The following is an 18793-nucleotide window of genomic DNA, read 5'->3' as shown; positions in this document are numbered from 1 at the left end:
GACGGCACCGGCCCGTCAGATCCGGAAGGCTCCGGACGCCGTGCGTCAGCGGCCGAGGGAGAAGCCCAGCAGGACGCCCGCCGACACCTCCACCATGCCCGGCGCCAGATCGCCGGCCGAGCTGCCGCCACCACCGCCATGACCTTGGTACCGGCCGTACCCCAACGAATCCGCGTCCACGTCCTTGATGTGCAGCACCGTGCCGAGCGGCACGCCCGCCGCTTCCGTGTACACCTCGGCCTTGCGGCGCGCGGCCGCAACCGCCTTGCGCCGCGCCTCGTCCCGCAGCGCCGGCTTGTCGCGCACGTCGAACTCCACGTGGTCGACCCGGTGCGCACCCGCGTCGACCGCGTCCACGATCAGCTGCTGCAACACGTCGAGCGCCTCGGTCTCGATGGAGTACGAGGCCTGGCAGCGATATCCGAGAAACTTCCGGTCGCCGCCGTACCCGTCGTACTCCGAGCTGAGCTTGAGCCGCGATCCCGACACCGCCGCATCCGCTATGCCATGCGCGCGCAGCACCTCACGCAGCCGCGCCACCGCCGCACCCGCCTTCTGGAACGAATCGTCCGGTGCGGGTTCCAGCACATCCACCGTCAGCTTCACCCGGGCCAGCTGGGGTTCGGCCCGCACACTGCCCGCGCCGAACACACTGATGCCCCACGGTCTGTCGATCGTCTCCGTCATCCGCGCATTGAAGCACCCGCCCCCGGCAGCTCGCCGATGATTTCCCCGGCCTCGGACATCACCCTCTCCACCAGCTCGGCGCACGACGGCAGGTCCTCGATCACCCCGGCGACCTGCCCGGACGCCATCACCCCGAGGTCCGTACGGCCGTCCACCATCGCGGACTTCAGCAGCATCGGCGTGTTCGCGGCCAGCAGCACCTGACTCCAGGACAACTCCTTGCCGTGCTTCAGAGCGAGCCCGTCGCGGACCATCCGCCGCCAGGTGAGACCCGAAAGCCTCCGGAACCCGGCCGCCCGGCGGACCGCCTGGAACAGCGCCCGTGTGCGGCCGGAGCGCTCCAGGGAGTCCACCAGATCCGTGCGCAGCATGCGGTGCGGCAGGCCGTCGACCGCCGTGGTGACGGTGACGTCCCGGACCGTCGCCGCCAGATACCTGGCCTTCACCGCGTCCGGCACCGTCGAGTCCGAGGTGAGCAGGAACCGCGTCCCCATCGCGACCCCCGCCGCCCCGTATGCGAGCGCCGCGACCAGACCCCGGCCGTCGAAGAAGCCGCCGGCCGCCACCACGGGTATCCGCACTGCGTCCACCACCTGCGGCAGCAGCACGGTCGTCGCCACCTCGCCGGTGTGCCCGCCCCCCTCACCGCCCTGCACGATCACCGCGTCCGCGCCCCACGCTGCGATCTTCTCCGCGTGCCGCCGCGCCCCCACGGACGGGATCACGACGACCCCTGCCTCCTTGAGCTCGGCGATCAGCTCACGGGAGGGCGCGAGCGCGAAGGACGCCACCCGCACCCCCTCGTCGATGATCAGGCGCACCCGGTCGCCGGCGTCGCCCGCGTCCGCCCGGAGGTTCACCCCGAACGGCGCGTCCGTCCGCGACCTGACCTCGCGTATCGCCCCGCGCAGCTGATCCAGCGTCATCGTCGCCGATGCCAGGATGCCCAGCGCGCCCGCGTTCGCCGCCGCCGAGACCAGCCGGGGGCCCGCCACCCAGCCCATCCCCGTCTGCACGACCGGATGCCGGACCCCGACCAGCCGGGTGAACGCGGTCTCCATCAGCCCCTCACCCTCTCCGGCACCTCGCGCGCGCGGGCGCCGCCAGGGTCGAGCACGTCCCGGATGAGCCGTAGCTCCCCCTCGGTGGGCTCCCGGGTGTACGGCACCTCGTCCGGGACGGCGAGCGCGAAGTCCGTCGCCTCCCGCACCTGTTCGACGTCCACCCCCGGATGCAGCGAGGCCAGCCGCATGCCGTGGTCGGGCGTGGCGAAGTCGAAGACGCCGAGGTCGGAGACGACGCACGCGATGCGGTGATGGCGGGCCGTGCCGGGGTGCTCGGCGGCACGGTCGTACCCCACCCCGCACACCATGTCGACCTTCTCCACGAAGACCCGCCGGGAGTGTCTCGGGATCCAGTAACTCGTCGGGTTGTTCAGCGTGTTGAGCGGAGCGCCGCGCACGCCGAGCAGCTGCCGCGCGGGCCGCGCCCAGTCGCCGATGCACGAGATGTTCTGGTTGCCGAACCGGTCGATCTGGCTCGCGCCCATCATCACGTGCCGCCGCCCGCCGGCCACCAGGGCCAGATGCTGCCGGTACGGCAGCCAGCCCTCGGGTGTCCCGTCCGGGCGGACGAGCGTCGCCTCGCCGTCGGTCAGCAGCAGGTCCGGCGCGAAGGTCAGCCGGGCGAGCCGCGCCCCCAGCGAGGGGATCACGCCCATCGGACTCGCCAGGATCTCACCCGAGCCGCGCCAGGCCTCGGCGCAGGCGATCACGCAGTACTCGGCACGGGTCGCACTCATCGCTCCTGCTCCCTCCGCCAGTTCCGCACCGCCGCTTGGTAGGCCTGCTCGTCCCCGCCGAGGAACCGCTCGGCGAACTCCGGCCACGGAGTGGACGCGTACTCCTTCTGGAAGCCCTCGTCCCTGTCGTAGTCGGGTGCGCACGAAGTGAAGTGCGCACCGTTCGGCGCCTCCACCACGCCCGTCACCGTGTGCCGCCTGATCAGCAATGACTGCGGGGCCGCCTCCTTCGTCAACTCGGCCGTGTCCACGATCCGTTCGCACGAGACGTAGGCCGCCGTCGCCGCCTCGCAGAACAGGTCGTCGAAGTACGGATCCGGGCCCAGGTACTGCCCGTTGCCCAGCCGGTCGGCGCGGTTGACATGCACCAGGGCCGCATCCAGCCGCAGGGCGGGCATCGCCACGAACGTCTCCCCGTCGTCGTACGGCGAAGTGACCGTCCGCAGGCCGGGGTTGACCCGCATCACATCGGAGCCGATCCCCGCCCGCACCGGAAGGAAGGGCAGCCGGTTCGCCGCCGCCCGCAGCCCCCACATGAACATCCCCTCGTCGACCTCCATCAGCTCGAATGCCCCGCGCTCGCGCGCCGCGCGGTAGTGCGGTTCGAGCGGGATCGAGTCGAGGGTGACGAAGGCCGTCACCAGCTTGCGCACGCGACCGGCCGCCGCCAGCGCGCCGACGTCCGGGCCACCGTACGACACGACGGTGAGATCGCCGATCCCGGCTCGGAGCAGAGCTCTGACCAGGGCCATCGGCTTGCGCCGTGACCCCCAGCCGCCGATGCCGAGGGTCATGCCGCTCTCCAGGCGGGAGATCACCTCGTCGGCGGTCATCGTCTTGTCGCCCACCTAGGCGCCCTCCTTCCCGAACGTGTCCCGGACCCGGTCGGCCAGCCCGCTGAGGTTGGCCTCGAAGGTGAAGCCCTGTTCGAAGCGGTAGCTGCGGCGCACGTCGACGGGGTCGATCCCGTTGATGGCCGCCTTGGCCATGCGCAGCAGCCGCCCGTCCTTGGCGGCGATCTCCCGCGCCAGCTCCAGCGCGGCCGCCCGTAAGCCCTCGCGCGGCACCACCCGCCACACCGAGCCGTGCGCATGCAGCTCGGCCGCGCTCGCCGTGCGCGAGGTGTAGTACAGCGCACGCATCAGATGCTGTGGGACCAGCCGGGCCAGATGCGTGGCGGCACCGAGCGCACCCCGGTCCAGCTCGGGCAGCCCGAACGTGGCGTCGTCGCTCGCCACGATCGCGTCCGCGTTCCCCACCAGGCCTATCCCGCCGCCCAGACAGAACCCCTGCACCGCCGCGACCACGGGCGTCTCGCACTCGTAGACCGCCGCGAAAGCCTCCGCGCAGCCCTGGTTGGCGCCGATCAGCGCCGCCTGCCCGTCCGCCTGTATCTCCTTGATGTCCACGCCCCCGTTGAAGCCCCGCCCCTCGGCGGCCAGCACGACGCACCGGACCTCCGGGTCACGGCCCGCCGCGCGCACGGCCTCGGCCAGGGCGGACCATCCGGCCACCGGCAGCGCGTTCACCGGTGGGAAGTCGACCGTGACGAGCGAAATCCCCTTTTCCGGGGACGAGGTGGAGACACCCATGGACGCATCAGCTACCTTCGCACTCAGCTGCCTTTCCACCAAACATTTGTTAGGTGTGAGGCTTCGAAGCTAGCAGTCGGCGAGGACGAGCGGGAGGCCCTGTGGACAACACGAGCGGGAGGCCTGTGGACAACTCGCCGCGCGACAGAACCGTCGTCGTCACGGGCGGCACCCGGGGCGTCGGCGCGGGGATCGCGAGGGCCTTCGCCCAGACCGGTGCCCGGGTCCTCGTCTGCGCCCGCAGACCACCCGAAGTGACCCTCGACGGCGTCGAGTTCACCCCCCTCGACCTACGCGACGCGCCCGCCGTACACGCTTTCTTCGACGCGCTGCCCCGGCTCGACGTCCTCGTCAACAACGCCGGCGGTACCCCGTACCGGCGGCTGGCCGACGCGGACGCCGAGCGACACGTACGGGTGATCGAGCTGAACCTCGTCACCCCGCTGACGGCCTCCCTCGCGGCGTACGAGCACCTGAGACGGGCCCGGGGCTCGGTCGTGATGGTCGGCAGCGTCAGCGGCAGCCGCCCCTCGCCCGGCTCGGCGGCCTACGGCGCTGCCAAGGCGGGGCTGGAGAACCTGGCCCGTTCCATGGCGGTGGAGTGGGCGCCGGAGGTCCGCGTCAACACCCTCGTCGTCGGTATGGTCCGCACCGAACTGTCCCACCTCCACTACGGCGGCGAGGACGGCGTCGCCGCGGTCTCCGGCACCGTTCCCCTCGGACGGCTGGCCGCTCCGTCCGACATCGGCGCGGCCGCCGTCTTCCTCGCCTCCGACGCGGCCGCGTACATCAGCGGGGCGAGCCTGCTCGTGCACGGAGGAGGGGAGCGGCCCGCCTTCCTGGACGCCGCGACCGCCGACAAGCCCGCCGACAAGGAGGAGTGAGATGAGCGGAATCTGCGCGGGACGGGTCGTCGTCGTCACCGGCGCCGGGCGGGGGCTCGGCCGGGCCCACGCGCTCGCGTTCGCCACGGAGGGCGCCCGGGTCGTCGTCAACGACCTGGGCGTCGGGCTCGACGGGGCACCCGGGCCCGGCAGCCCGGCCCACCGGGTCGTCGAGGAGATCCGTGCGGCGGGCGGCGAGGCCGTCGCCCACGGCGGCGACATCGCCACGAGCGCCGGGGCCGAATCCCTGGTGGCGGCGGCCCTGGAGACGTACGGCCGGCTCGACACGCTCGTCAACAACGCCGGCTTCCTGCGCGACCGCATGCTCGTCAACCTCGACGAGGACGACTGGGACGCCGTGCTCCGTGTCCACCTCAAAGGCCACTTCCTGCCCCTCAAGCACGCCGCCGCGCACTGGCGGGCCGAGGCCAAGGCCGGCCGGACACCGGTGGCCCGGATCGTCAACACCAGCAGCGGCGCCGGACTCCTCGGCTCCGTCGGGCAGGGGAACTACAGCGCCGCGAAGGCCGGGATCGTCGGGCTGACCCTGGTCGCGGCGGCCGAACTCGCCCGGTACGGCGTCCAGGTCAACGCCGTCGCCCCCGCGGCCCGCACCCGGATGACCGAGCGCGCCTTCGCCGAGACCATGACGGCCCCCGACTCCGGCTTCGACGCCATGGCTCCCGCGAACGTGTCACCACTGGTGGTCTGGCTGGGCTCCGCCGCGAGCGCCGGTGTCACCGGCCGGGTCTTCGAGGCGGAGGGCGGCCGGATCACCGTCATGGAGGGCTGGCGGCCGGGACCCACCGCCGACAAGGGCGCGCTGTGGACCCCGGCCGAGGCGGGGGAGACGGCAAGCAAGCTGCTCGCGGAGGCGGAGGTTCCCGGGCGGGTCTACGGGGCGTAGGCGGACGGCTCCAGGGGGCGTAAGCGGACGGCGCCGACAACCTACGTGTCGCACTCCAGCACCGTCCGGCACAGCCCGCACCGCGCGCGGACGCGCCCCCGTACCGGCACCCTGATCCGCTGGTGGCAGGTGGGGCACGGGAACGAGACGCGGAGGTGGCCGCCGGCCCCGTCGGGGGTGAAGGTGTACGGGACCCCGGGCTGCGGACCGTGGACGTGCCGACGGTCGCGGGCGTAGCGGCGGCGGCCCGCCCAGCCGGCGGCGGTCAGCGGGGGCTGCTGCTCGTCACGGCGGGCTTGGGCCATGCCCTTGGTGTACGCCGTGTAGGCCTGCGGGCTGGTGAACCACACCGAGGGATCCTCGCCGAAGACCAGGGAGCGTTTCGCCAGGACGTAGCCGAACTCCTCCGGGGTGAGATAGCCGAGCTTCTGGGACGACACCGTGTCCTCCCGGTACGCGTCCAGCAGCAGCCAGCCCGCCCCCAGGTACGTCGTCGCCGTGTCCGTGAGGATCTCGTTCTGCGCGGTGCCGGGGAACGACAGGTCCAGACGGTGCAGATAGACATGCATCACCTCGTGGGCGAGCGCCGCGCCGATGTCCCGGCGATGGGTGCGGAACCGGTCGTTCAGTTCGACGAAGTACTCCGGGCCCGCCGCGAGTTCCACGTTCGCCGCATGGGTCATCTCGCGGAAGCAGACGATCAGCCGGGCATCCGGCAGCCGGAAGTGCCGCATCATCTCGCGGGCCACGCGCTGCGCGCCCAGATGCAGGTCGTCGGTGTCGCAGAAGGCCACGTCGGCGGGGGCCACGCTGGTCGAGAAGGTCTGGATGGTGTCGTACGAGAGGCGCTGGTACAGCGCGGTGACGGCCGCCCGCACCGTCTCCAGATGCGGGTAGCCGTGCTCGACCGGTCCGTCGTTCGCCACGCCCTGACCCCCAAAGACGCCCAGAACTCCTCTCCACTGTAGGCGGGTGCGCCCCGATTTACGCCGAGCCGGTCGCCCGGCGGCCAAGTGATCGAGAACCGGTCCGCCCCTTAGGGTTGACGCCCATGACCACCAGCCACACCGGTACCGGTGACGTCGACCCCGCCGTGCGTGAGGAACTCGACCGCCTGCGCGACAGCATCGACAACATCGACGCGGCCGTCGTCCACATGCTCGCCGAGCGCTTCAAGTGCACCCAGCAGGTCGGCCGGCTCAAGGCCGTCCACCAACTGCCGCCCGCCGATCCCGCCCGCGAGGCACGGCAGATCGACCGGCTGCGCACCCTCGCCGAGAACGCCAAGCTGGACCCGGCTTTTGCTGAGAAATTCCTCAATTTCATCATTGCCGAGGTGATCAGACACCACGAGCGCATCGCCGAGGACACCGTCAACGGACAGGCGCCGGGAGCGAACTGACCTCGGCCGGCGCGGAGGGGGTCGTGACAGCGGGGGCGGGGAGGGGCATGCTGCGCTGTGCACTCCTCGTCAGCCGGCGAGCACTCCGTGTCAGTGCGGGGACGTACGCTGGTTGTCCACACGGGAGGGACCTGGGCCATGCCGCCGGATGCCAAGATCCTTATCGTCGACGACCACAAGGAGACGCTGTACGCGCTGGAGAGCGCCCTCGCCCCGCTGGGCTACCAACTCGGCCGCGCCACCAGCGGCGACGAGGCGCTCAAGCAGGTGCTCCGCGGGCGGGTCGGCCTGCTGTTGCTGGATGTGCGCATGCCCGGCGTCGGCGGCCTGGAGGTGGTGCGTTACATGCGCCGCGTCGAGCAGACCCAGCACATACCGGTCGTCCTGCTCACCGGATTCGGCCCGGACCACGAACTGACCGCCACCGCGTTCCGGCTGGGCGTCGCCGACCTCGTCCTCAAGCCCATCGACCCCTGGGCCCTGCGCACCAAGGTGCGCTACCTGTACGACACCCATCAGCGGAACCTCGCCCTGGAGCGGGAGGTCCGCGAACTGCGTGCCCTCGTCGAGGGCCGTACCGAGGGCCGTACCGAGGGCCGTACCGAGGGCCGCGCTGAGGGCGGAAAGAGCGCCCTGCGACGTGCGTCGGCCCGCTCCGGCACCCGGGTTCCGCCCCAGCGGGACACCTCCCTGACCGCCCCGGCGGAGGACCGGACATAAGCCGTGTACCGATCCGCCCCTGTGCGCCGTCAGTGCTATCAGGCAGCATGTCCTGCATGTCCGTACTGACGCGCGACGAAGCGCAGATCCGAGCACAGCTCCTCGACGTCCACCGCTACGCGATCGAACTCGACCTGACCACCGGGGACGAGACCTTCGACTCGCGCACCGTGATCCGGTTCGGCGTGCGGACCGCCGGGGACACGTTCGTCGAGCTCAAGCCCGCCGAACTGCGCTCCGTCACCCTCGACGGACAGCCCCTGGACCCGGAGACCCTGGACCAGGACCGGCTGCCGCTGAAGGGCCTCACCGCCGGTGAGCACGAGCTGCGCGTCGACGCCGTCATGCGCTACTCCCGCACCGGGGAGGGCATGCACCGCTTCACCGACCCCACCGACGGCGAGACGTACGCCTACACGCAGCTGTTCATGGACGACGTGCAGCGCGTCTTCGCCGCCTTCGACCAGCCCGACCTGAAGGCCGTCTTCGAGTTGTCCGTCAAGGCCCCCGAGGGCTGGAGCGTCCTCGCCAACGGCATCACCGAGCACCTCGGCGAGGGCCGCTGGCAGGCCGCCCCCACCCCGCTGATCTCCACGTACCTCGTCGCCGTCGCCGCCGGCCCCTGGCACTCCGTGCGCACCGAGCACCGCGGCCTGCCCTTCGGCATCCACTGCCGCCGCTCCCTCGCGCCGTACCTCGACGCGGACGCCGACGAGATCCTCGACATCACGCGCGCGTGCTTCGACCGGTTCCACGAGAAGTTCGAGGAGCCCTACCCGTTCGACTCCTACGACCAGGCCTTCGTCCCCGAGTTCAACGCGGGCGCCATGGAGAACCCGGGCCTGGTCACCTTCCGCGACGAGTTCGTCTACCGCTCCGCCGTCACCGACACCGAGCGGCAGACCCGCGCCATGGTCATCGCCCACGAGATGGCCCACATGTGGTTCGGCGACCTCGTCACCCTCAAGTGGTGGGACGACATCTGGCTCAACGAGTCCTTCGCCGAGTACATGGGCTACCAGACCACCATCGAGGCAACCCGCTTCACCGACACCTGGGTCGACTTCGGCGTGGCCCGCAAGGCCTGGGGCTACGACGCCGACCAGCGCCCCTCCACCCACCCCGTCGCCCCCGAGGCCGTCGACGACACGGCCGCCGCGCTGCTCAACTTCGACGGCATCTCCTACGCCAAGGGCGCCTCCGCGCTGCGCCAGCTGGTGGCCTGGCTCGGCGAGAAGGACTTCCTCGCCGGCATCAACATCCACTTCGCCCGGCACAGGTTCGGCAACGCCACCCTCGCCGACTTCATCGACTCCCTGTCCGCCGCCACCGACCGCGACGTCCACGCCTGGGCGGACGCCTGGCTGCGCACCACCGGCGTCGACACACTCACCCCGGCGGTCACCGCGGGTGACGGGACCGGCACGTACACGCTCACCGTGAACCGCGACGGCAGCCGCCCGCACCGCATCAGCGTCGGTGTGTACGACCATGATCTCGCCGACGAGGGCGGCCTCGTCCTGCGTGAGCGCATCGGCCTGGACATCCCGCAGAGCGCCCCTCAGCCCATCGGCAAGCGCCCCGCGCTGCTCCTGCTCAACGACGGCGACCTGACCTACGCCAAGGTCCGGTTCGACGCCGGGTCCTTCGAAGCGGTCCGCACGGGCCTGTCCGGCCTGCCCGAGCCGCTCACCCGCGCGGTGGTGTGGAACGCCCTCAGGGACGCCGTCCGTGACGGCGAGCTCCCGCCCGCCGCCTTCCTGGAGACCGCGCGCGCCCACCTGCCCCGCGAGACGGACCTGGCCCTCGTCCAGGGCGTGCTGGCCTTCGCCTCGGCGCACATCGCCGACCGCTACCTCGCGCCCGAGGACCGTCCGGCGGCCCTGGCCACCCTCTCCTCGCTGTGCCGCGACTTCATCCGCCGCACCGAGGACGGCGACAACCCGGGACTGCGGCTGATCGCCGTCCGCCACTTCATCGACGTCGCCGCCCACCCGGACACCATCGCCGCCTGGCTCGCCGACGGCACCGTGCCCGGCGGGCCGGAACTCGACCCCGAGCTGCGCTGGCGCATCCTCGGCCGCCTCGCCGTCCTCGGCGCCACCGACGAGGCCGCGATCGCCGCCGAGCTGGAGCGCGACCCGAGCGCCACCGGCCAGGAGGGCGCCGCCCGCTGCCGGGCCGCGCTGCCCGACCCCGAGGCCAAGCGCGCGGCCTGGGACGCGATGTTCGCGACGGACGACCTGTCCAACTACCTCTTCACGGCCACCGCCCAGGGCTTCTGGCAGCCCGAGCAGGCCGACCTGGTCCGGGAGTACGTGGCGCGGTACTACACGGACGCGCTCCCGGTGGCCGCCCGCCGCGGCCCCGCCATCGCCACCGCCACCGGCCGCTACGCCTTCCCGTCCTACGCCGTGGACACGGAGAACCTCGCCCTGGGCGAGGCCTGCCTGCGCGACGCCGACCCGGTCACGGCCCTGCGCCGCCGACTCGTCGACGAACTCGACGACCTGGCCAGGGCGTTGCGGGTACGGAAGGTGTAGTCCCCGGGGCGCGAGGAGTCCCCGGGGCAGCCCAATGAGTCCCGGGGCGCAAGGAGCCGCTGGGTATGCACTGATCCGGTGCGTGGGGCGCGTCGCCATCGGACGCGCGCTGATCCGACACGCCGGGCTCCGCCACCGGGTGCGCAGTCCGACGCGCCGGGCTCGCCCACTGGGCGTTCAGGTCCGGCGCACCGGGTCCCGCCACCGGGTGCCCACGGACCACGGGACCGCCCTGTCGTACCCGTCGGATGACCCGCACCGGACCTCCGCGGGCCGGCCTCGGCCCCGGGCCCGAGGCCCGTGACCGAGCCGCCGCCCCGCCTGACGCCAGGTCCGCGCGGTGCGGATCCCAGCTGTCCCCGGCCCTGCCGCGCCGTGTCCGAAGTCAGCGTCGTGTGTCCAGGCGTAGCTCCGCGCGTCGTACCGTCCCTTCCCGTGGTCCCGCGCGGCGGTTGGCGTTCTCCGGTCCCCTCGGCGTCGGCGTGTCCGGGGTGAAGCCGAGCCGTTCCAGGAAGCGTTCGCCGGGTGTCCAGCCCGGCGGTACCGTCGCCGTCACCGACGAGACGCCCTCCGCCCGGGCGAGGAGCGCGTCGGCCAGTGCGCGGCCGAGGCCCGTTCCGCGCGCGGACGGGGTCGGCAGGAACAGGCCCACCGAGACCGTGCCCGGTGCCGGGTGGTTCCGTACCGCGTCCAGCAGGCCGATCACGGTGCCGGACCGCTCCACCAGCAGGAGCAGCTTGTCGTCGGGGGACGCGCCCGGTGGCAGCGCATAGCAGAGGCTCTGTACGTCACCCGGTCCGGACGGCAGTCCCGTCGCCGCCACGAACCAGTCCTCGCAGGCCTGGAACAGGGCGAGCAGCGGTGCCTCGTCCGCCGGGCCCGGCTCCCGCAGCAGCACCTGCCCGCCAGGCGCGTCGGTCGCGATCACGTCAACCATCCGCCCGACGCTACGCCCGCCCACCCGTGGCCCCAACACGCTTTCCCCGCACGGGAGTACCCACTTTCGGGTTTCGATCGGTGCACTTTCCGGGCGCGTCGGCCCGATGGCGTACAAGCTGGAAGCGTCCACATGGATGTTCCCCTGCACCGCGCCCCCGGAGGAGAGCCCATGAGCACGCCGCACCCCCTCGCCTCAGGCCCCGAAGGCCCCGACGCCCTGCGGCCGTTGGTCGACACCGTGCTCGACGCCCTGCGGGAGGGCGGGCGGGCCCGTGGCGGACCGCTGCCCGCGGGCGGGCCGGAGGCTGTTGCCGCGGCCGTCGTGGATGCCGTGGGGGACGTACTGCCGGACGAGGGCGACCCCGACGCGCTGCGCACGCTCGTCCGCGCCTTCGCCGCGGGCGCCGCCGACCCCGCCGATCCCCTCTGCGCGGCGCACCTGCACTGTCCGCCGCTCGCCCTCGCCACCGCCGCCGACCTCGCCGTGAGCGCCCTCAACCCGTCCCTGGACTCCTGGGACCAGGCACCGGCCGCCTCCGCCCTCGAGGCCCTCGTCACCCGCGAGCTCGCCCACGAGATCGGCCTGGCCGACTCGCTGATCACCACCGGCGGCACCGAGTCCAACCAGCTCGCCCTGCTGCTCGCCCGCGAGGCCCACGGCGGCAGCGTGCGGCTCGTGTGCGGCGCCAACGCCCATCACTCCCTGCCCCGCGCGGCCTGGCTGCTGGGCCTGCCCGACCCGGTGGTCGTCCCCGCCCCCAACGGCACCCTCGACCCCGCCGCCCTCGACGAGGTCCTCACCCGCTTCCCCCGCCCCGTGCTGGTCGCCGCCACCGCGGGCACCACCGATGCCGGTCTCATCGACCCGCTCCCCGAGATCGCCGGCCTCTGCGCCGCCCACGGCGCCCGCCTGCACATCGACGCGGCGTACGGCGGCGGACTCGTCTTCAGCGAACGGCACCGCGAGAAGCTCGCCGGGCTGGAGGCCGCCCACACCGTCACCCTCGACCTGCACAAACTCGGCTGGCAGCCGGTCGCCGCGGGCCTGCTTGCCGTCTCCCGCCCCCGCGACCTGGCCGTGCTGCAGCAGCACGCCGACTACCTCAACGCCGACGACGACACCGAGGCCGGCCTGCCCGACCTGCTCGGCCGGTCCCTGCGCACCACCCGCCGCCCCGACGTTCTCAAGATCGCCGTCACCCTCAGGACCCTCGGCCGCACCGGCCTCGGCGCCCTCGTCGACCAGGTGTGCGCACGCGCAAGGGAGTTCGCGGCACTCGTCCAGGAGCACCCCGCCTTCGAGCTGTACGACCGGCCGGTCATCAGCACCGTCCTGTTCCGGCCCGCCGCGGCCACCGACGACACCGTCGCCGGCGTACGGCGCACCCTGCTGCACGAGGGCCGTGCCGTCCTCGGCCGGGCCCGCCTGGACGGCCGCCTCTGGCTCAAGGCCACCCTCCTGAACCCCCACACCCGGCCGGACGAGCTGGCCGAGCTGCTGAAACTCGTGGAAGGAACCCCCACCAGATGACCCACCCCCCGGACCACGAGCCAGAAGCACCCCGTGACCTGGTCGGCATCGGCGTCGGACCGTTCAACCTCTCCCTCGCCGCCCTCGCCCACCCGCTCGCCGAACTCGACGCCGTCTTCTACGAGCAGCGCCCCGGCTTCGACTGGCACCCCGGCCTGCTCATCGAGGGCGCGACCATCCAGGTCCCGTTCCTCGCCGACCTGGTGACCCTCGCCGACCCGGGCAGCCGCTGGAGCTTCCTCAACTACCTCAAGGCCCGCGACCGGCTGTTCCCCTTCTACTTCGCCGAGCGCTTCCACATCCAGCGCACCGAGTACGACTCCTACTGCCGCTGGGTCTCCGAGAACCTCCCCGGGCTGCGCTTCTCCCACCAGGTCGACGCCGTCCGCTGGAACCCCGGACGCGACGCCTTCGAGGTCGACTTCACCCGGCTCGACCCCGACGGGAACGCCGAGGCCACCGGCTGTGCGTACACGAGGAACATCGTCCTCGGCGTAGGCACCGCCCCCTATGTCCCCGACCCCCTCAAGCCCCTCGTCGAGGCCCCCGGCGCGCCCGTCATCCACGCCTCCGACTACCTCGACCACCGCGACGCCTTCCTCGCCGCGGACCATGTCACCGTCGTCGGCTCGGGACAGTCCGGCGCCGAGGTCTTCCTCGACCTGCTGCGCCACCGCCCCGCCGGACGCGAGCGGCTGCACTGGATCGGCCGTACGGAGGCCTTCGCGCCGATGGAGTACTCCAAGCTCGGCCTGGAGCACTTCACGCCCGACTACACGCGCTACTTCCACGCCCTCGACGAAGGCGTCCGCGACGGGCTCGTGGCCTCCCAGTGGCAGCTCCACAAGGGAATCGACGCCGACACCATCGCCGCGATCCACGACGAGCTCTACCGCCGCACCCTGCGCGGCGGCTGGCCCGACGCCGTCCTCACCCCCGGTGTCCGCGTCCGCACGGCGGGGCGCGTCGCCACCACCAAGGTCGAGCTCCATCTGGAGCACGTCCAGCAGAACACCCGCTCCCGGCTCACCACCGACGCGGTCGTCCTCGCCACCGGCTACCGCGAACGCCCCCTGGACCGCATCCTCGCCGGCCTCGACCCCTACCTGTGCCGTGACGCCGGCGAACGCCCGCGCGTCGACGAGCGGTTCCGGCTCGTCCTCGACCGCGCGGTCACGGGTACGGCCTATGTGCAGAACGCCGAACTGCACACCCACGGCGTCGGCGCCCCCGACCTCGGCCTCGCCGCCTGGCGCAGCGCCACCATCCTCAACTCCCTGACCGGGAAGGAGCCGTATCCGCTGCCCGCGCGCACGGCGTTCACCACGTTCGGACTCGAGCAGCCGGAGCGGATCCCCGAGGCCCGGCGGCAGCGGGCGCTGACCCCGCTGGCGGAGAGCCGGTAGGGCAGACGCCGGACGCGGCAGAGGCGGCCCGCCCGCACAGCCGGCGGCGCCGGGGCCACGGATGTCCGCCGACGCCGCCGACCCGGCCCTGCCGGAAGGAAGCCCCTAGAACACCGGGTTTCCGTTGCGGGTGAGCTTCCAGTCCACCGACGCGAAGTCCTTCGGGTCCAGAACACCCTTCGCGGTCACCCACTCCGCGATCCGGGTCCGGATCTCCGTCGACTCCGACCACAGCTCCTTGGCCGAAGCGACGTGCGGGAACGCGCCACCGCCGTTCGCGCGGTAGTTGTTCACCGCGAACACGAACTGCTGGGCGTCATCCAGTGCGGCACCGTTGTAGGTGAGGTTCTTGATCCGTGAACCGGCCGCCTGGGCGATGTCGATGTCGTACTGGAAGCCCGACACGTAGTCGTAGTTGTAGTCCGGGCGGTTGTTGGCGTTCGTCAGCTTCTCGACGTCGACGGTGGCGTCGGCGGCCGTCTGGACGAAGTACTCGGCCGAGTACTCCAGGTACGCCCGGATCTGGGCGCCCGTCAGCAGCTTGGCGACCAGCGTGTTGTCGTACACGTACAGACTCGACAGGTCCCGGATGGTTACGCTTCCGGCCGGGATCTCCGAGGTGCGGGAGAACGGCGAGGCCTGCGAGACCACCGGGAGCGCGGCGTACTCGGTGCCCGCCAGCGCCGCCTTGACCACGTCCTCCTGGACCTTGTTGATCAGGTCGATGATCGGGGCGTCCTTGTAGCGGGCGTCGACCGTGGTCAGGGTCTCGGTCGCGGAGCCGACGACCTGGTTGACGTACTCGACGACCTTCGCGTGCTCGTCGGTCAGCAGCTTGGTGATCTTCGGGTCGTCGGCGACCGTGTTGGAGTTGAGCACCTTCGACGAGACGGACTCGACGGTCCACCTGCCCCGGCCGAAGACCAGCTCGATGTCGAAGACGGACAGACGCTCCGCGAACGCCAGCGGCTCCGACAGCACGACCGTCTTTCCGGTCTTGGCGTTGGTGACCTTCAGCTCCGGGATCTCCAGATGCGCGTGGCCGACGAGGATCGCGTCGATACCGGGCACCTGCTGGGCGACCAGCGCCGCCGAGTTCTCGACGTACGGCAGCTGGTCACCGTACGACGAGGTGCCGGACGAGCCTGAGTGCGCCGACACGACGACCACGTCCGCGCCCATCGCCCGCAGCTTCGGCACCCACTTCGCGGCCTGCTCCTTTAGGCCCGGGAAGGCCAGCTTGCCCTGGACGTAGGCCTTGTCCCAGATCGCGATGCCCGGGTTGGTCAGACCGAGGACGGCGACCTTCACCGGCGGGGCGCCCGGCACATGGAACTTCTTGATGAAGTAGGGCGGGAAGGCGGGCTTCAGCGTCTTCGCGTCCACGGCGTTGGCGCCGAGCAGCGGGAAGTGACACTGGTCCTCGAACTTGCGCAGCGTCTCGATGCCGTAGTTGAACTCGTGGTTGCCGAGCGCCGCCGCGTCGTAGCCGATGGCGTTCATCGCCTGCGCCATCGGGTGCACCGGACCGCCCTTGGCGGTGATCGGGTCGACCTTGGCGTAGTAGTACGTCAGCGGGGTGCCCTGGATCGTGTCGCCCGCGTCCAGCAGCAGTGTGTTGCAGCGGCCCTTCTCCGCGCGGATCTGGTTCACCAGGGTGGAGATACGGGACAGGCCCTGCGCGTTGCCCGCCTTGTCGGTGTACTCCGCGTTCTTGAAGTAGTCCCAGTTGAAGACGTGGCCGTGCAGGTCGGTGGTGCCCATGACGGTCAGGGACCAGCGCTTGGCCGGCCTCGTCGGCTTCGCCACTGCCCCGGTCTCCGCGGCCTGCGCGGCCGGAGCCGCCGCCGCACCGGCAATCGCCACGCCCGCTCCGGTCACGGCGGACTTCTTCAGGAACTTCCGACGGTTCAACGGCATGCCCAGATCTCCTCGGGAAACGGTCAACAACGCGCGTAGATTCTGACCTGGTCATGACTGACGACAACAGGTCCGGGAGGTTGCGATCTGGTGACCTCATCGGTGAACTCCGTTGCCACCAAACAGGTAATGCGTGACAGAGTGGTACGTATGACCGCTCCGTACGGCACCGCCGACGCCCCCCGCATCGCCGTCCGCGGCGAGGCCCATCTCGAAGTCGACCCCGAGATCGCCCGCATCGGGGTCACCGTCAACGCGCGCGGACGCGACCGGCGTTCGGCCCTGGACGACCTCACCCGCCGCAACGCCGCCGTCCTCGACCTGGTGAAGTCCTACGGCGAGGCCGTGGAGCGCCTGGAGACCGGTTTCCTCTCCATCACGCCGGAACTGTCCTCGCACGGCCGGAGCGAGCGCGTCCGCACGTACCACGGCCGCGTCCACGTCACCGCGGAACTCTCCGACTTCACCGCCCTCGGCGAACTCACCACGCGCCTGGCCGACTTGGAACTGACCCGGGTCGACGGCCCCTGGTGGGCCCTGCGCCCCGACTCGCCGGTGCACCGTCAGGCCCGCCAGCAGGCGGTGCGCGAGGCGGTCCAGCGTGCCCGGGAGTACGCGGAGGCGCTCGGCACCACACTGGCCGCGCTGGTGGAACTCGCCGACGTCGGCGCGGAGAAGGCGGATCCCTACGCTCCCCAGGCCGCCGGCCGGACCCGCTCCGTGGCCTTCGCCGCGGCGGCGGAGGACACGGTGGCGCCCCTGGACCTCGAACCCCAATGCCAACACGTCTACGCCCAGGTGAACGCCCGTTTCACGATGACACCGCCGCGCCTGTGAGAAAGAGCGGAACGCCTCTGATCGAAAATGCCACGGCGCTCCATATGCTCATCGGAGCGCCGGTGCGCACAGTTCAACACTTGTCAATAGGGCTTCACGCAAAGGTTGTTGAGTAGTCATCCCCGGCGGATTCTCTACCGACGGGTAAGCCCTAGGCTCGAATCATGCGCCGAGCAAAGATCGTTTGTACTCTGGGCCCCGCCACCGACTCGTACGACCAGATCAAGGCGCTGGTCGAGGCCGGAATGGACGTCGCCCGATTCAATCTCAGCCACGGCAGCTACGCCGAGCACGAGGAGCGTTACCAGCGCGTGCGAAAGGCGGCTGACGAGTCCGGCCGCAGCGTCGGGGTCCTCGCGGACCTTCAGGGTCCGAAGATCCGGCTCGGCCGATTCGCCGAAGGACCCGTACTCCTTGAACGCGGCGACTCCTTCGTCATCACCGTGGAGCCGGGCGCCGAGGGCGACCGCGACCAGTGCGGCACCACCTACTCCGGGCTCGCCGCCGACGTCACTCCGGGTGAGCGCGTCCTCGTCGACGACGGCAAGGTCTGCCTCGAGGTCACCTCCGTCGACGGCCCGCGCGTGCACACCGTCGTGGTCGAGGGCGGCATGGTCTCCGACCACAAGGGCCTGAACCTGCCCGGCGTCGCCGTCTCCGTCCCGGCGCTCTCCGACAAGGACGAGGCCGACCTCCGCTGGGCGCTGCGCACCGGCTTCGACGTCATCGCGCTGTCCTTCGTCCGCAGCGGCAAGGACGTCGAGGACGTGCACCGCATCATGGACGAGGAGGGCCGCCGCCTCCCGGTGATCGCCAAGGTGGAGAAGCCGCAGGCGGTCGAGGCGATCGACGACATCGTCGCCGCCTTCGACGGCCTCATGGTGGCCCGCGGCGATCTGGGCGTGGAGATGCCCCTGGAGCAGGTCCCGATCGTCCAGAAGCGCGCCATCAAGCTCGCCAAGCGCAACGCCAAGCCGGTCATCGTGGCGACGCAGATGCTCGACTCCATGATCGACAACTCCCGTCCGACCCGCGCGGAGGCCTCCGACGTCGCCAACGCGGTCATCGACGGCACGGACGCGGTGATGCTGTCCGGCGAGACGAGCGTCGGCAAGTACGCCGTGGAGACGGTGCGCACCATGGCCCGTATCGTCGAGGCGGCCGAGGAGGACATCCTGGCCAAGGGCCTTTCTCCACTGACCGAGCGGAACAAGCCCCGTACCCAGGGCGGCGCGGTCGCCCGGGCCGCGGCCGAGATGGGCGACTTCCTCAGCGCGAGTTTCCTGGTCGCCTTCACCGAGTCGGGCGACACCGCCCGCCGCCTGTCCCGCTACCGCTCGCCCATTCCGCTGCTGGCCTTCACCCCGGAGCAGGCCACCCGCTCGCAGCTCAGCCTCACCTGGGGCGTCGAGACCTTCCTCGGCCCGTACGTCGGCTCGACGGACGCGATGGTCGACCAGGTGGACGAACTCCTCCTGAAGTACGGCCGCTGCCAGAAGGGCGACACCGTGGTCATCACGGCCGGATCCCCGCCCGGCGTCTCCGGCTCCACCAACATGGTCCGTGTCCACCACATCGGCGAGGACGACAGCCCGAAGTAGCCATATGCGGCAAAAAGCGGAGG

At 71.5% G+C, this 18793-nt stretch carries 17 protein-coding genes; 9 read left to right on the top strand and 8 right to left on the bottom strand.

Translation table 11 applies throughout. The annotated features are described in order from the left end of the window. Nucleotides 1-45: 45 nt before the first annotated feature. From N8I87_RS10435 to N8I87_RS10415, 5 genes are read right to left on the bottom strand one after another with little or no spacing between them, the layout of a single operon-like run. Nucleotides 46-687 carry an SIMPL domain-containing protein gene (locus tag N8I87_RS10435; RefSeq protein WP_263207622.1) on the bottom strand — a complete coding sequence of 214 codons (642 nt, stop codon included), beginning with the start codon at nt 685-687 and terminating at the stop codon, nt 46-48. Next, on the bottom strand, nt 684-1748 hold the full coding sequence (locus N8I87_RS10430) for an NAD(P)H-dependent flavin oxidoreductase (protein WP_263207621.1): 1065 nt from the start codon (nt 1746-1748) through the stop codon (nt 684-686). Before N8I87_RS10430 ends, N8I87_RS10435 begins: the two co-directional genes overlap by 4 nt. Continuing rightward, entirely contained in the window at nt 1748-2488 is a 741-nt protein-coding gene (locus N8I87_RS10425; protein WP_263207619.1) for a CoA-transferase subunit beta, read from the bottom strand. Before N8I87_RS10425 ends, N8I87_RS10430 begins: the two co-directional genes overlap by 1 nt. After that, nucleotides 2485-3336, bottom strand: a complete 852-nt coding sequence (locus N8I87_RS10420) for a CoA transferase subunit A (RefSeq protein ID WP_263207617.1) — start codon at nt 3334-3336, stop codon at nt 2485-2487. The genes N8I87_RS10425 and N8I87_RS10420 overlap by 4 nt, the downstream gene beginning before the upstream one ends. Further along, complete coding sequence (locus N8I87_RS10415) at nt 3337-4080, bottom strand: enoyl-CoA hydratase family protein (RefSeq protein WP_263207616.1); 744 nt, start codon at nt 4078-4080, stop codon at nt 3337-3339. 101 nt (nt 4081-4181) lie between these two features. On the opposite strand from N8I87_RS10415, the gene N8I87_RS10410 reads away from it, so the two are divergent. Beyond that, nucleotides 4182-4964 carry an SDR family oxidoreductase gene (locus N8I87_RS10410; protein ID WP_263207614.1) on the top strand — a complete coding sequence of 261 codons (783 nt, stop codon included), beginning with the start codon at nt 4182-4184 and terminating at the stop codon, nt 4962-4964. 1 nt (nt 4965) lies between these two features. Further along, the gene (locus N8I87_RS10405; protein ID WP_263207612.1) at nt 4966-5871 is read left to right on the top strand and encodes an SDR family oxidoreductase; all 906 of its coding nucleotides are present in this window, start codon (nt 4966-4968) and stop codon (nt 5869-5871) included. 41 nt (nt 5872-5912) lie between these two features. Here N8I87_RS10405 and N8I87_RS10400 read toward each other — a convergent pair whose 3' ends face one another. Further along, nucleotides 5913-6797, bottom strand: coding sequence for a hypothetical protein (locus N8I87_RS10400; protein WP_263207611.1), 885 nt, complete (start codon nt 6795-6797; stop codon nt 5913-5915). 125 nt (nt 6798-6922) lie between these two features. Here N8I87_RS10400 and N8I87_RS10395 point away from each other — a divergent pair, with 125 nt between their 5' ends. The 3 genes from N8I87_RS10395 (at nt 6923) to pepN (ending at nt 10536) form a co-directional block, all read left to right on the top strand. Beyond that, nucleotides 6923-7273 carry a chorismate mutase gene (locus tag N8I87_RS10395; protein ID WP_263207609.1) on the top strand — a complete coding sequence of 117 codons (351 nt, stop codon included), beginning with the start codon at nt 6923-6925 and terminating at the stop codon, nt 7271-7273. Between the two features lie 138 nt (nt 7274-7411). After that, a complete protein-coding gene (locus N8I87_RS10390; RefSeq protein ID WP_263207607.1) occupies nt 7412-7993 on the top strand; it encodes a response regulator in 582 nt (193 codons plus the stop codon). Between the two features lie 56 nt (nt 7994-8049). After that, nucleotides 8050-10536, top strand: a complete 2487-nt coding sequence (gene pepN / locus N8I87_RS10385; protein WP_263207605.1) for an aminopeptidase N — start codon at nt 8050-8052, stop codon at nt 10534-10536. A 385-nt stretch (nt 10537-10921) separates the two neighbouring features. Here the strand turns inward: pepN and N8I87_RS10380 are convergent, their stop codons facing one another. Next, nucleotides 10922-11473, bottom strand: coding sequence for a GNAT family N-acetyltransferase (locus N8I87_RS10380; protein WP_263207603.1), 552 nt, complete (start codon nt 11471-11473; stop codon nt 10922-10924). A 171-nt stretch (nt 11474-11644) separates the two neighbouring features. Between N8I87_RS10380 and N8I87_RS10375 the strand changes: the two genes are divergently transcribed. Together N8I87_RS10375 and N8I87_RS10370 are read left to right on the top strand one after the other, a co-directional pair. After that, complete coding sequence (locus tag N8I87_RS10375) at nt 11645-13006, top strand: pyridoxal phosphate-dependent decarboxylase family protein (RefSeq protein ID WP_263207602.1); 1362 nt, start codon at nt 11645-11647, stop codon at nt 13004-13006. Next, on the top strand, nt 13003-14412 hold the full coding sequence (locus tag N8I87_RS10370) for a lysine N(6)-hydroxylase/L-ornithine N(5)-oxygenase family protein (RefSeq protein ID WP_263207601.1): 1410 nt from the start codon (nt 13003-13005) through the stop codon (nt 14410-14412). Before N8I87_RS10375 ends, N8I87_RS10370 begins: the two co-directional genes overlap by 4 nt. Before the next feature lie 105 nt (nt 14413-14517). Here the strand turns inward: N8I87_RS10370 and N8I87_RS10365 are convergent, their stop codons facing one another. Beyond that, a complete protein-coding gene (locus tag N8I87_RS10365) occupies nt 14518-16332 on the bottom strand; it encodes a bifunctional metallophosphatase/5'-nucleotidase (protein ID WP_263207599.1) in 1815 nt (604 codons plus the stop codon). A gap of 150 nt (nt 16333-16482) precedes the next feature. Here N8I87_RS10365 and N8I87_RS10360 point away from each other — a divergent pair, with 150 nt between their 5' ends. Beyond that, nucleotides 16483-17169, top strand: a complete 687-nt coding sequence (locus N8I87_RS10360) for an SIMPL domain-containing protein (RefSeq protein ID WP_263207597.1) — start codon at nt 16483-16485, stop codon at nt 17167-17169. 164 nt (nt 17170-17333) lie between these two features. Then, nucleotides 17334-18770, top strand: a complete 1437-nt coding sequence (gene pyk / locus N8I87_RS10355) for a pyruvate kinase (RefSeq protein WP_263207595.1) — start codon at nt 17334-17336, stop codon at nt 18768-18770. Nucleotides 18771-18793: the final 23 nt, after the last annotated feature.

This window comes from Streptomyces sp. HUAS 15-9 (assembly GCF_025642155.1).
In the GTDB taxonomy this organism is placed as follows: domain Bacteria; phylum Actinomycetota; class Actinomycetes; order Streptomycetales; family Streptomycetaceae; genus Streptomyces.
The sequence above is the reverse complement of the archived record's forward strand: the minus strand, read 5'-3'. Positions and strand labels throughout refer to the sequence as shown.

Bases quoted from the DNA above. Each gene is read 5' to 3' on its own strand.
- N8I87_RS10360 (WP_263207597.1), top strand. From the start codon at position 16,483: ATGACCGCTCCGTACGGCACCGCCGACGCCCCCCGCATCGCCGTCCGC.
- pyk (WP_263207595.1), top strand. From the start codon at position 17,334: ATGCGCCGAGCAAAGATCGTTTGTACTCTGGGCCCCGCCACCGACTCG.
- N8I87_RS10390 (WP_263207607.1), top strand. From the start codon at position 7,412: ATGCCGCCGGATGCCAAGATCCTTATCGTCGACGACCACAAGGAGACG.
- N8I87_RS10415 (WP_263207616.1), bottom strand. From the start codon at position 4,080: ATGGGTGTCTCCACCTCGTCCCCGGAAAAGGGGATTTCGCTCGTCACG.
- N8I87_RS10405 (WP_263207612.1), top strand. From the start codon at position 4,966: ATGAGCGGAATCTGCGCGGGACGGGTCGTCGTCGTCACCGGCGCCGGG.
- N8I87_RS10365 (WP_263207599.1), bottom strand. From the start codon at position 16,332: ATGCCGTTGAACCGTCGGAAGTTCCTGAAGAAGTCCGCCGTGACCGGA.
- N8I87_RS10425 (WP_263207619.1), bottom strand. From the start codon at position 2,488: ATGAGTGCGACCCGTGCCGAGTACTGCGTGATCGCCTGCGCCGAGGCC.
- N8I87_RS10380 (WP_263207603.1), bottom strand. From the start codon at position 11,473: ATGGTTGACGTGATCGCGACCGACGCGCCTGGCGGGCAGGTGCTGCTG.
- pepN (WP_263207605.1), top strand. From the start codon at position 8,050: ATGTCCGTACTGACGCGCGACGAAGCGCAGATCCGAGCACAGCTCCTC.
- N8I87_RS10395 (WP_263207609.1), top strand. From the start codon at position 6,923: ATGACCACCAGCCACACCGGTACCGGTGACGTCGACCCCGCCGTGCGT.
- N8I87_RS10430 (WP_263207621.1), bottom strand. From the start codon at position 1,748: ATGGAGACCGCGTTCACCCGGCTGGTCGGGGTCCGGCATCCGGTCGTG.
- N8I87_RS10435 (WP_263207622.1), bottom strand. From the start codon at position 687: ATGACGGAGACGATCGACAGACCGTGGGGCATCAGTGTGTTCGGCGCG.
- N8I87_RS10375 (WP_263207602.1), top strand. From the start codon at position 11,645: ATGAGCACGCCGCACCCCCTCGCCTCAGGCCCCGAAGGCCCCGACGCC.
- N8I87_RS10370 (WP_263207601.1), top strand. From the start codon at position 13,003: ATGACCCACCCCCCGGACCACGAGCCAGAAGCACCCCGTGACCTGGTC.